At 39.5% G+C, this 12,839-nt stretch carries 6 protein-coding genes; 2 read left to right on the top strand and 4 right to left on the bottom strand.

What is annotated here, in order from left to right; all coding sequences use genetic code 11:
- Position 1: 1 nt before the first annotated feature.
- A complete protein-coding gene (locus E4N80_RS01985; protein WP_253700032.1) occupies positions 2 to 2,407 on the bottom strand; it encodes a Lon protease family protein in 2,406 nt (801 codons plus the stop codon).
- 33 nt (positions 2,408 to 2,440) lie between these two features.
- Between E4N80_RS01985 and E4N80_RS01980 the strand changes: the two genes are divergently transcribed.
- Together E4N80_RS01980 and E4N80_RS01975 are read left to right on the top strand one after the other, a co-directional pair.
- Entirely contained in the window at positions 2,441 to 3,541 is a 1,101-nt protein-coding gene (locus tag E4N80_RS01980; RefSeq protein ID WP_253700030.1) for a hypothetical protein, read from the top strand.
- A 56-nt stretch (positions 3,542 to 3,597) separates the two neighbouring features.
- Positions 3,598 to 4,011: a bacteriohemerythrin gene (locus E4N80_RS01975; RefSeq protein WP_010696464.1), complete on the top strand. Its 414-nt coding sequence runs from the start codon at positions 3,598 to 3,600 to the stop codon at positions 4,009 to 4,011.
- An 82-nt stretch (positions 4,012 to 4,093) separates the two neighbouring features.
- Here the strand turns inward: E4N80_RS01975 and E4N80_RS01970 are convergent, their stop codons facing one another.
- Genes E4N80_RS01970 through uvrA form a run of 3 tightly spaced genes read right to left on the bottom strand, consistent with a single transcriptional unit; the run spans position 4,094 to position 12,689 of the window.
- Positions 4,094 to 6,544: a helix-hairpin-helix domain-containing protein gene (locus E4N80_RS01970; RefSeq protein ID WP_253700028.1), complete on the bottom strand. Its 2,451-nt coding sequence runs from the start codon at positions 6,542 to 6,544 to the stop codon at positions 4,094 to 4,096.
- A gap of 49 nt (positions 6,545 to 6,593) precedes the next feature.
- Positions 6,594 to 9,815 carry an LPS-assembly protein LptD gene (locus E4N80_RS01965; protein WP_253700026.1) on the bottom strand — a complete coding sequence of 1,074 codons (3,222 nt, stop codon included), beginning with the start codon at positions 9,813 to 9,815 and terminating at the stop codon, positions 6,594 to 6,596.
- Positions 9,816 to 9,824: 9 nt separating this feature from the next.
- Positions 9,825 to 12,689: an excinuclease ABC subunit UvrA gene (gene uvrA, locus E4N80_RS01960; RefSeq protein WP_253700024.1), complete on the bottom strand. Its 2,865-nt coding sequence runs from the start codon at positions 12,687 to 12,689 to the stop codon at positions 9,825 to 9,827.
- Between the last annotated feature and the right edge of the window lie 150 nt (positions 12,690 to 12,839).

Raw genomic sequence — 12,839 nt, 5'->3', positions numbered from 1 at the left:
CTTAATCTTTCCTCAAAGAAATCTCGTTAACCTTTTTGTAAAACTCTTCAAGTCTTTGAGAAATCATCCATGTGTAAACTTCTTCTTGAAGACCCGATAAAAGTTTTATACCCTCACCTATAGTCTTTATTGTCCAAATATTAAACTTACCTTCTTTTACGGCTTCCTTAACCTCCTTAGATAAAAACAAATTGTTTTTATTGCTGACCGGAATCATAACGCCCTGAGTTCCCGTAAAGCCCAGTATTTTGCACGTATTAAAAAAGCCTTCTATCTTTTCGGTTATGCCTCCTACGGGCTGAACCATGCCGTGCTGGTTTAAACTTCCCGTAACGGCTATATCCTGCCTCATCTCAAAACCGCCTATCGCAGAAATAAGAGCCAAAAATTCTGCACAGGAAGCGGAGTCGCCGTCAATGTAGCTGTAGGACTGCTCAAAACAAATACTTGCAGAAATTGAAAGAGGAATATCCTTTGAAAATTTTTCCCGTAAAAGAGAGGTTATTATAAGATGAGCCTTATCGTAGATTTCTCCCGAAAGGCCGGCTTCTCTTTCTATATTTATAATTCCGCCTGTACCGGGCGAAGCTTGAGCTGTAACCGAAACGGGCACGCCGAATGAATGATAACCCCGTTCCTCTACGGCGAGGCCGTTTATTGTTGCAAGTTTTCTGCCGGAAACATCTATTAGAATTTCCCCCAGCTGAACCATCTCAGCAAATTTTTCTTCGGGCAGAGCATGAAGATAATGCCGCTTTTCGATTGTGTCGTTTAAAACGCCTGCACAAATAGCCTCCTTTTTTTGCTGCTTTGCATTAAAATCAGCTTCAATTATAAGGTCGGAAATTTTAGTAAATTGAGCTGTAAGTAAATGGCGGGAACCTGCAAGCTCCGAAGCATAGGAAATTAAGCGGCTGTATCCCGAATCATCGAAGTTAAGAGCTTTTTTTTCTTTACAAAGATACTCGGTCAAATGAATTAGGGAAGCTATATTTTTATCGTTTTTTTGCATCACCGAATCGAACTCCGCACAAACTTTAAAGAGTTTATAAAAGTCGGGATCTTCTTGATAAAGAATATCGTAGGTGTATTCTCCTCCGATTATGATTATCTTAAAATTTGCAGGCAGAGCTTCGGGTTTAAAAACGCTCGGACTATGGTTCCCGGAAGGAGGTATCTGCACTTCGATTTTTCCCGACTGCAAAACTCTTTTTAAATAAGACCACGAATCGTCCTCTTCAAGTAAATCGTGTAAACGCACAATAAGATAACCGCCGAAGGCTCTATGGACGGCGCCCTCTCTTATACGTAGGTGTCCGTTAATTTCGGGAGCATCCGAATCGGAATGAGATTCGATCGTGCCGAACAAATTTGTAAAACTCGGCAGGTTCTCATTTATTACATAATTTTTATCTTTATTGTTTTCGCAAATAAGATTGATAAGATAACGTCCGAAAAAGTTTTTCTTTATTCTCGAAGATTTAAATTCCGAGCTGTAGATATTCATTCTGCTGATTAGATCTTCTTCGGCCTTTTTTAAGAATAGAAGAATCTTTTTATTATCTTCAATTTGTTTCGGGTTATCGGATTTTGTTGTATAGGAATCTACCAGCTTTCTTAAAGGATCGAGGGCTTCTTTAATTATCGGCATAACGGAATCTTTTTGATGCTTTATCAGCTTTTCGTCCATTTCAATTCTTTTATCCCGCAAAATAGAAAAAAGCTCGGACATTTCATCGAGAGAAGCATAGTATTTTTCTCGTAAGGCAGCGAGTTCTTGTTCGCTGAATTTTTTTCGGGCAGCCTTGGATTGAAGCTCGCTAAAGGATATTTCTTTTCCCTTTATTATAGGAATTAAATCCAATGATTGGTTGTTTTCATCTTTTATCTGCAATACCTTAAACCCTGCATGCAGCATCTTGGACTCAAATTCCATCAAAAGAATATTTTCTTCATTATCGGTTTTAGTAACGATTTTTTTCTGCTCGGCTAAGAAGCCCTCTGATTTTAAAAGGGCCAGAGTCTGCGTATGAATATGCCCTACGGCTTTTTTTATCGTTTTGCGGAAAAGTCTTCCTTCTCCGGCAGGAAAAAAAAGAGCGATGGGCTCAATCGGGCGGCTAAAGTTGTAAGCATAGGCTATATCTTGAATTTTTGCAAAATTTGGTTTATAATTTTGCAAGAGAGATGATATAACGGTTCTTCGGCCTGTTCCAGGTGCACCCATAACAAAAATGTTATAGCCTTCACCCTCGATACCGAGGCCCAGTTCAATAGCCTTAAGAGCACGGTCTTGACCTACTATGGTTGAGTCGGCTCCGTTATTTTTTAATTCCCTTATCTTAGATTCGGGAAAAGAAAATTCCAGTTCATCAAGGTTTAATTTTTCTGCAGAACCGTTCATCATGTAAGCTCCTTAAATTGTACTTGTGAGGATATTATGTCTGATTTATTTGTCAGCGAAATACTTGTTTTAATTTTACTTGTTTTACCTTTGATTCGCCCGTTCTCAAAAGCTCTTAAAACAGCCGGCGCAATCCCGCTTTTACCCTTGGTCTCTTTTATAATTTTAGTCTTTACAATTATGGGACAAGGTTTAATCTTCTCGCTAATTCCCACAGCACTTATAGTCATAATCTGTATTATAACAGAATTCGCAAGATTTGTAATGTTTTTAAGGCAAGTTCCTAATAATTTTTACACAATTCCTTCAATTTTATTAAGAATTTTCGTCCTGATTCTGCTGAGCGGAGCTTTTTATGCAACTTTTTATTTTTCGCCGGAAAGGGAATATCCCGTTTTTACATCTATTACCGAAAAAGAAAGAATTTCCTTTATTGCCGATGAAAAAGAAAAAATGGCCGGAGTTTACTATAAACCGGAACCTTGCCGGAACGAAAAAGAAGCAATCGTAATAGTTCCGCCCTTAGCAAATGGAGAATATGCCGGAACCTTTGACCGCTATCTTTTAAACGAAGGGTACAAGATTGCAAGCCTATCCCTTCCTAAAAAGACGGGATATAAATACAAGCTAAAAAATTCCGAAATCTTTTTTTCCGTTTTTGATTCCGTGTTTAACACAAAGACAGCAGAGGTATCAAAAAACGCCGGCAATGAAAACTTAGGTACAAGTCTATCCTCTCTTATTCGATTTTTTGGGAATACGGAACTCTTTTTAATAGGAGAAGGGCACCCAGTTCAAGACCTTCTAGACTACTATAACAAAAATCCGAATGCCTTTTCGGGTGCTTTTTTTATAATTTCCGAAGGCTCTCCTCTTCCTGACGGCTTAAAGGAAGGAACATACACTGTTTTAAACGAAAAAGATTTAAAGTTTTCGGAAAATCTTGCTCTTTTCCCGATATGTTTTTTTATTCAATCAAAGGAAAGTTTAACCGGTTTCGGCGATATAAGAGGAAACGATATTTTTGCAAGTCTTTTATTGGAATCAGATCGTGATTTGGGAAGGCAAGACAGAGTTAACACAATAAAAGCCTTTGAAAAATGGCTAAATTTAAGAGCAAGCCGTACAATAAAGTAATTTAAATTTTACTTATAAAAGTATAATGCCGATAATAATGTTTGAGGTGGTTTTTTATGAATGATTTTGTTGTCTGGGATACCAGTTATGATTTAGGAATAGAATATGTAGATAAACAGCACAGAAGATTAGTAGAGCTGATAAACGAGCTGTATCATGCATGTCTCGGCGAAAAAGGGGAATTAGAAGAGAAATTTAAACAGGTGATGAAAGAACTTGTCGAATATGTAATGATTCATTTTAAAGATGAAGAAAAGATAATGGAAGAAATCAACTATCCGAACATTAAAGAACATAAACAGCATCATGAGAACTTTGTAAAAAAAATTTTACAATCCGTCAATGATTATCGCAGCGGAAAACAATTTGTTCCAAATACATTTGTGAGATTTCTGAGGGATTGGCTTTTTAATCATATCTTAATTTCAGATAAAGAATGGGCAAGATTCTACTTTGCAAATAAAAAATAAACTGTTTTAATCTTTCTTTGAAGCCTTTGCGGTTAAATCAAAAAGCCGCCTAAGCAAATTTTGCTTAGGCATTTTTTTTGATTTACTTTTTACCCTGCAATAATATTGCAAAGGGATTGTACTTTGTACCGTCATCATCTTTGCGGAAGCGGGGTTCGCCTACCTTTCTATCGCCTCGATGTGCAGGAGACCTTTCACCCCTTGCAGCGGGACTTCTTTCTCCTCTTTCGGAAAGAGCCTTGCCGCTCTGTACCGCCGGAGATCCTGCAGCGGTTTTAACCGTAAGTGTTTTGCCGTCCTTGGTTTTGACTACAAGTTTTTTTACCTCAGTCTTTTGCTTTGCGGTAAGGCGGGATGTACCCTCCCCCGTTTTTCGACTTAAAGAAATTCGGCGGCGGTCTTCGTCAAGTGAAATAATTTTACACTCTACAATGTCGCCGACCTTTACGGCCTCAAGCGGATCCGAAATAAAAGAATCGCTCATCTCCGAGATATGTAAAAGAGCCGTTTCCTTAATTCCCAAATCGACAAAGGCGCCGAAGTCGACTACGTTTTTGATTTTTCCCTTTACCGTCATCCCGACTTTTAAGTCTTCAAATTGAAGAACACCTTGCTGCATTATGGGCTTAGGGCAATCTTCACGCGGATCACGGTTAGGCTTTTTTAATTCTTCGATAATATCGTTTATGGTTTGATCTCCGATATTGTACTTGGTCTTTATTTCGCTTCGGAGCTCGCCCGAAACTTCTTCATTTTTATGAATTACATCGTATATGATTTTTCCGGTTTCATAGTTTTCGGGGTGTACCCAAGAATTGTCCAATGGGTTCGAGCTTTCGGGGATTTTTAAAAAACCGGCACACTGCTCAAAGGATTTAGGCCCCATTCCGCTCACATTTTTTAATTGTTCCCTGTCGGTAAAAATTCCTTCGGCTTCACGGCGGGCAACAATTTTTTTTGCAAGAGAGGAGCTTACACCCGAAACATATTTTAACAAAGAGACACTCGCGGTATTTAAGTTTACACCTACATTATTTACTACGGAGCCTACAACAGCATCAAGCTCTTCGCTTAATTTTTTTTGGTTTAAGTCGTGTTGGTATAAGCCGACGCCTATGGACTTAGGATCAATCTTTACAAGCTCTGCAAGAGGATCCTGCAATCTTCTTCCGATAGAAATCGCCCCTCTTATGGTTAAGTCCAAATCTGGAAATTCTTCGCGGGCAACATCGCCTGCAGAATAAACGGAAGCTCCGTCTTCATCCACTACCGTAAACAATACATCGGGGCAAGATTCTTTGATAACAGCGGAAACTATTTCCTGCACCTCGTGGGAGCCTGTGCCGTTGCCGACAGCAATTAGCTGAACATTGTATTTTTTAACGGCTTCCAATACCAAGAATTTTGCTTCTTCAGCCTTATGCTGATAAATCACAAAGGAGCCCAGGTATTTTCCCGTTTCATCGAGAGCAGCACATTTAGTTCCCGTCCTTATACCGGGGTCAACTCCTAAAACCCTTGTACCCTTGATGGGCTGGGTCATCAAAAGATGCTTTAAGTTTTCACTGAAAATATTTATGCCGTGCTCGTCAGCCGTGTCTGCGAGGTCGCTTCGGATTTCGCGCAAGACGGCAGGAGCAAGCAAGCGCACAAGCCCGTCGGCTATTGCTTCCTTATGGTAATCGTTATTTAGGGTGTACTTATTTTGTAAAAGCGAAATAGCATCTTCTATGCTTACATCTATTTTTACTTCCAAAACCCCTTCCCTTTCTCCGCGGTTAATCGCAAGCACGCGGTGGGGTTTTATTTCGTTTAAGTTTTCGGAATAGTCCCAGTACATCTGATAAACGGAAGTCTTTGCAGTCTCCTCATCGCCGAGCCCCTTAACTTCAAACTTTCCGGTCTTTATAAAATAATCATGAACGGCTTTGCGGTTTTCGGTATCTTGAGAAATTTCTTCGGCAATTATATCGGCCGCACCTTGGAGGGCATCTTCGGCTGTAGGAACATTTAGCTCTTCCGTTTCTGAATCGGTTACAATAAATTCTTTAGCCTTTTCTTCAAGAGGAGCGGTTTCAAGTTCTTTCATCAAATCGGCTAGAGCCTGCAAGCCTCTTTCAACGGCAAGCATACCGCGGGTCTTCTTTTTCTTTTTAAAGGGAAGCCAAATATCTTCAAGCTCGGTAAGAGTACCGGCCTTCATTATATTTTCATAAAGAGAGTCGGTCAACTTTCCGGCAGCAAAAATACCCCGCACAATTTCGAGGCGGCGGGTTTCCAAATTTGTATAAGATTTAAACAGGCGGTCGGAATCTCTGACTTGAACTTCATCAAGAGAGCCGTGCATTTCTTTTCGATAACGGGAAATAAAGGGGATGGTGCATCCCTCATTGACCAAACTTATAACTGCAGAGACTTGAGCAACCTTTATATTCAGCTCTTCTGCAATCTTCTTCATAATATCGGCCTCGTTTACACTGAGGCCTTCAATAAATTCATTTGTAAATTCCATAATGAAATGAGTATATACCATAAAAAAAAGAAAATCAAGGGCTTAAAATCAGGTATCGGATTTAAGCCTTTTACTTTATTTCTCCGCTTGTTACCGAAAAAACATTGTCTTCTTTTTTTGTCTGAACCTTTATATCTCCTATCGGATTCCACTGAACAAAAAATGTTATCGTAGGCACAAGTTCATAATATTTTCTTGACGCACCCGTACGAAGCACAGGTTTTACGGAATATGAAAATTTCATTAACCAATCTTTTAAATAGTGGGTCAAATCAAGACTAAGAGATTTTAATTTAAACCCTGACTGTAATCTTGATTTTTCATCCCAAAAATAGAAAGAAGAAATCAGATCCTTAAAAATATTTTTTTCACCGGGGATAACAATCGGAAGATTAAGAGCGTCTTGAAAATATCTTGCTATAACATCATTGCGGGAAACGGCACTAAAACTTATATCCAAAAATTCATGTATTTTAAAAACCAGCTTAGGAGAAAATGAAAATGAAGAATCCGTTACCCTTATCAAATTAAAATTAAGAGACGAATTAAATGAAAACTCTAATTTAATTCTGTTTTTCCAAGCATAAATTTCAATGGGCTGTGATGAGTTGGAAAAATTTATATCCAAAGAGCGAGGAATAAATTTTTTATAAGGTAAAGCTTTCCATCCCGTACCCGAAATTAATTCATAGGGATTATCATAACTCATTGCATAAACTGCCGACATATATTTCCATGAAAAAGAAGCTGCATACTTTTCACTTCTTTTTTCTTCAATATTATAAACATAGGATTGACTTAACGAAATATTATAAGGCAACGAAAAACTTAAACCGATATTAAGCGGATCCCAAAACCTTTTTTTTGCATTATTTTCTTTTTCAAATAATCTTGTAGAAATATTAAGTTTGCCGTAAGGAAAAGCAAAGTTTCCTGCAAAGGAATAGGCTTCCAAAAGCGGATTTAAATTCATGGATGTGGTAATCAATTGGGTATAATTTTTTAAATTGATTCCAAAACCTGCAGATGCAACATGAGCCTTAATATCTTTCTTATCCCATTTTACCGAAACAGTCTCCCATTCAGGATTATCAACGGTTCCGATAAATTTATTTTGAAAAAGAGTTTCCGAAATAGACCATTCAACAAAGGTTGGTTTAAATAAATCGTTGGAAATAAACGGACTAAGTTTTAAGCTGTTTGAATTATTTATGCTATAAACATTTAATTTATAATTATTCAACTGAAGCTTATCAAGCTCTGCCTTGTCCTTATGCCATATATGTTTTTGATTATTGCCGTTTAATTCAATTGAATTTGATAGATTCAAAAAACCTTGATTATACGAAAGACGGCTGTCAATTTTAGCCTGTCCGCTTAATTTATAATAGTTTGAATAAAAATCAGACCAGTTAATATCAAAAGGTTTTTTCCAATCTTTATGATTAAAAATTATATCTTGAGATGCAAAGCCGTTTAGTTTATAGGTTAAATCATAGTTTATTAAATTCGAAAACCGATTGGTTTTTACACCGTCAATTTTATATGAAGGAAAAAGCTCATTGGAAAAAGCCGGAAACTCATCTTTTTTCTCGTCCTTATTCGTTGCTTCATCTTTTTTATCAATACCGTCCTCATTTTCTTGAAAAGGATTTTTAATACCGGCTATATCTTGTTTTTGTTTTTTTTCTTTTTTTTGAGACAGCATAGATGTTGAAAAAATAGTACCTCCAAGACCGGCTCTTAATTCAGGTAAAATATTTTTAGGGTAATAAAACAATCTGTCTGGAGCATATAAAGCATCGTTTCCGCTAAGGCCATCATTTTTCTTTGATTCAAAATTAAGCTTCCCTGAAAAAGCCTCAAGAGCCATATAACTTATCCAAGGTTTTAATACGGAAAAGCTAGGATTGATCGAACTGTCTATCTTCCATGAATAAAAATTTTCCAATGTAGTATCTTCGGCAGCTGCCAGCCTATCCTTGTTTAAAAAATATTTAAACCAGTTCATATCTTCGCTTCTGCCCATAAAATCTTTTTTAAAAAAAGGATCCGAAATAAACGGAAATAGAAGCGAAACATTGAACGGACTTTTTGTCATACTCATATTAAAGCTGAAACTGTATCTGAAAGGCACTATCTTGCCGAAAAGGTTTGCCTTATTTATAGTTTTTTCTTTACCGGGATCTCCATATTGACTAAACAAAAGACCGGTTCTAGGATACAGGGTATAAGAAAAGCCTAAAAGACCGTGAAAATCAATTTGTTTTACATATCCTTTTTCGGGAGTAAATTTTCCTTCAAGTCCCGTCAAATAACCGAGTCCCGAATAAGCGTCCGCTATAAGCTTTAGATAAGAACCTCCGGTATCGGAAGCCGGCTCATCCAATTTTTTAAAAAACAAACCTTCCAGCTTTTGTTTTTTTACCGTATCGCTTTGCATAAAATTAGAAAACGAAGTCGCCTCATCGCTTTTAGGTGCAGGCTTACGCCCCAAAATATAAGTAGTAGTTTGTACAAAAGCACCTTCCCTGTTTTTAAACCCGAAGACAGGGTGAAAAAGCATCTCATCAGACGGATAATAAAAAAAAGGAAAGTACATGATGGGTACAACTCCGACCGACAAAAAACCGTTAAAAAAAGCCATTTCGTTTCCGGGTAAAATCCAAAGGCGGCTCGCCCGAATCGACCACAAGGGGTATTCTTCTTTACTCGTCGTAAGCAAGGCATCCTTAAAAGTTATAGCACCGCTTTCATTTCTTCCTGCAAGGCCTGTGTGAATTCTAAAAGGGTCTTGATTTTTTTTTGCCGGAGCCTGCGATATAATTCCATCAACAAAGACACCTTCAAGTTTTTTTATATTAAAGATTAGAGAATCCCCTCTAAAACTTTCGCCTTCATCGGATCCGATCTTGCGTGTATAAACAACGTTTCCGATTGCTGTCAATGTTTCGCGGGTCTTGTTATGAATTATTTTATCGGCAGTAATTGTCGAAACCGAATTTTCATCCGAAACGGAAATCGAAACAAAGCCGGTAAAAATAATCAGTTCATCTTTTTTTTCTTTTTCGGGTTTTGCCTCATTGTCTTCAGGTTTAGATTCATCGCTTTTAGGTTTAGAGTCCTTATCAATAGGTTCGGTTATGGGAGCAGACGGAACCTTTACATACTCGGTAAGTTCTGCAGAGTTAATAGTAACCTTTATTTTCTTTTCAGTTTTTTCATCAGCCTGTAAAACATTTACCGAAAAGAGAAATACAAAAAAGATTAAACCCTGCAAAGCTTTTTTCATTATTCCGTCTTACCTGACTCTTTCAAGCATTTCCTTTATATAATATCCCGTATAGGATTTTTTTATCTTTGCTACTTCTTCAGGTGTTCCCTCGGCGATGATTTGCCCTCCGTTGGTTCCGCCTTCGGGGCCGAGGTCGATAATCTTATCGGCCTGTAAGATAACGTCAAGGTTGTGTTCAATCATAATGACGGTGTTTCCCTGATCTATGAGGCGGTGAATAACCTGCATAAGCTGCTTGACATCTGCAAAGTGTAAGCCCGTTGTAGGCTCGTCCAAAATGTAGAGGGTCTTGCCTGTAGAACGTTTGGCAAGTTCATTTGCAAGTTTTACCCGCTGGGCTTCTCCGCCCGAAAGGGTAAGAGCCGACTGGCCTAACTTTATATAACCCAAACCGACCGATAAGAGGGTTTGAAGTTTTCGGGCAATGTGAGGAATGGGAGCAAAAAATTCCGAAGCTTCCTCGATGGTCATATCCAAAACATCGGCAATGTTTTTTCCTTTATAGCGGACATCGAGGGTTTCTTTGTTAAACCGTTTCCCTCGGCAAACATCGCAGGCTATATAAACATCGGGCAAAAAGTTCATCTCGATTGTGAGGGTTCCGTCGCCCTGACAATGCTCGCACCTTCCGCCCCTTACATTAAACGAAAAGCGGCCTGGCTTATAACCTCTCGCCTTCGATTCTGGAAGGCTTGCAAACAAATCTCTTATCCCCGTAAAAACGCCTACATAGGTTGCAGGGTTTGAGCGGGGAGTTCTCCCGATGGGGCTTTGATCAATATTGATAACCTTGTCTATGTGCTCAAGGCCGCTCAGTTTTTTATAGGCCCCTTCGGGAATAGAGGAGCGCATAATCTTATTTGAAACTGCCGGATACAGCACATCGGTTAAAAGGGTAGATTTTCCGGAGCCCGAAACTCCGGTAATACAGGTAAAGGCTCCCAAAGGAATTTTTATAGAAACATCTTTTAGATTATGCTCGCTCACCCCTGAAAGCTCCAAGGCATTTCCGTTCCCCTTCCGCCTTTCTTTAGGGATATCCATTTTAAGCGTACCTGCAAGATATTGCCCCGTTAAACTGTTTTTTACTTTTGAAACTTCATCAGGCGTACCTTGGGCCGTTATATTTCCCCCGTGAACGCCTGCACCCGGACCGAGGTCTACAATGTAGTCGGCCGTGCGGAGGGTTTGCTCGTCATGCTCTACAACGATAAGGGTATTCCCCAAATTACGCAAGTACAAAAGAGTATCAATCAGCCTTTGGTTATCCCTTTGATGAAGCCCTATCGAAGGCTCGTCCAAAATATAAAGAACACCTATCAAGCTTGAACCTATCTGGGTCGCAAGCCTGATGCGTTGAGCCTCGCCGCCTGAAAGGGTTGCAGCCTTTCTTTCTAAGGTTAAATAGTCAAGGCCGACGTTTTTCATAAATTCCAAGCGGGCCTTAATTTCTTTTAAAATCTGAAAGGCGATGTGTTCTTCCGTTTCAGTCAGCTTCAATTTTTCAAAAAACTCGATAGAATCCCCAACGGAAAGGCAGGTAAGGTCATGAATGTTTTTATTGCCCACCGTTACGGCCAGCACTTCGGGCTTAAGCCTCATTCCTCCGCATGTTTTGCAGGGCTTTATCGACATAAACTTTTCATAATATTCTCTGATAGAAGCCGAGTAGGATTCGTTATATTTCCGATTCATGTCGGCTATTATCCCCGGCCATGGGCGGTTATAAGAATATTTCCCCGTTCCGCTTTTGGACGTATAAGAAAACTGAATCTTCGTATCGCCCGAACCTTCCCAAATGATGGTCTGTATTTTTTTGGGGAGCTTATTCAAGGGCGTATCAAGAGAAAAATCGAATTGGGCGGCGAGGGCCTCAAACCGCACCCTGTTCCAATCGGATTCGGGATTATACGGAACGAAAACGCCCTCATTAAACGAAAGACTCTTATCGGGGGCTATCAGGTCTTGGTCAAAGTGCTGAGTCATTCCGAGTCCCGTACATTCGGGGCAGGCCCCTATCGGGTTATTAAAAGAAAAAAGGCGGGGCTGCAATTCGGGCATCGAAATACCGCAATCCGAACAGGCATTTTTTTGCGAAAAGAAAACCTCGGTTACGGGAGAATCCTTATCGTCCTGCCTTGTAGCAAGCAGGGTTCCGCCGGAACTTTCCAAGGCCGTTTCCACCGATTCCGAAAGGCGTTTCCGCACATCCTTCGACAGCTGAATTCGGTCTACGATTATTTCGATTGTGTGTTTTTTTTGTTTATCGAGCTTTACCCCGTCTTCGAGGTTTACAAGAAGGCCGTCTATGCGGGCACGCACAAAACCGGCAGCGATAGCATCACTCACTATCTTTTGGTGTTCTCCCTTTTTTCCCTTTATAATGGGAGCGAGAATCTGAACGCGGGTTCCTTCCGGCCAGCTCATAATGGTATCTATAATCTGGTCAACCGTCTGCTCCTTAATCTCTTTTCCGCAAGAAGGACAGTGGGCATGGCCGGTACGGGCAAAAAGGAGGCGGTAGTAGTCGTAAATTTCGGTTACCGTTCCGACCGTAGAACGGGGGTTGCGGTGTGTAGTTTTTTGTTCTATAGAAATAGCAGGCGAAAGCCCCTCGATGTAATCCACATCGGGCTTATCCATTCTGCCTAAAAACTGGCGTGCATAGGCCGAAAGGGACTCTACATAACGGCGCTGCCCCTCGGCAAAAATGGTGTCAAAGGCGAGGGAGCTTTTTCCCGATCCCGAAAGGCCGGATATAACGATGAGCTTATCGCGTGGAAGCTCCACATCAATGTTCTTTAAATTATGTTCACGGGCACCCTTTACGATGAGTTTATTTAGGTGTCCGCCTTGATTTTGCTTTTTCATAAGGGGGATATTATACACAAAAAAAGAGATTTTGGGAATAAGTATCACATACTTAGAATTTATAAAAATTTATAGTAAGTGCTGTGTAACTATTAAAACCATATAATTATTTATATGGAAATTTCATATATATTTTAAAATTCACGCATT

Origin of the sequence: Treponema denticola, assembly GCF_024181605.1 — a bacterium.
Classification (GTDB): Bacteria; Spirochaetota; Spirochaetia; order Treponematales; family Treponemataceae; genus Treponema_B; species Treponema_B denticola_B.
This window is presented reverse-complemented; position numbering and strand designations above follow the sequence as displayed.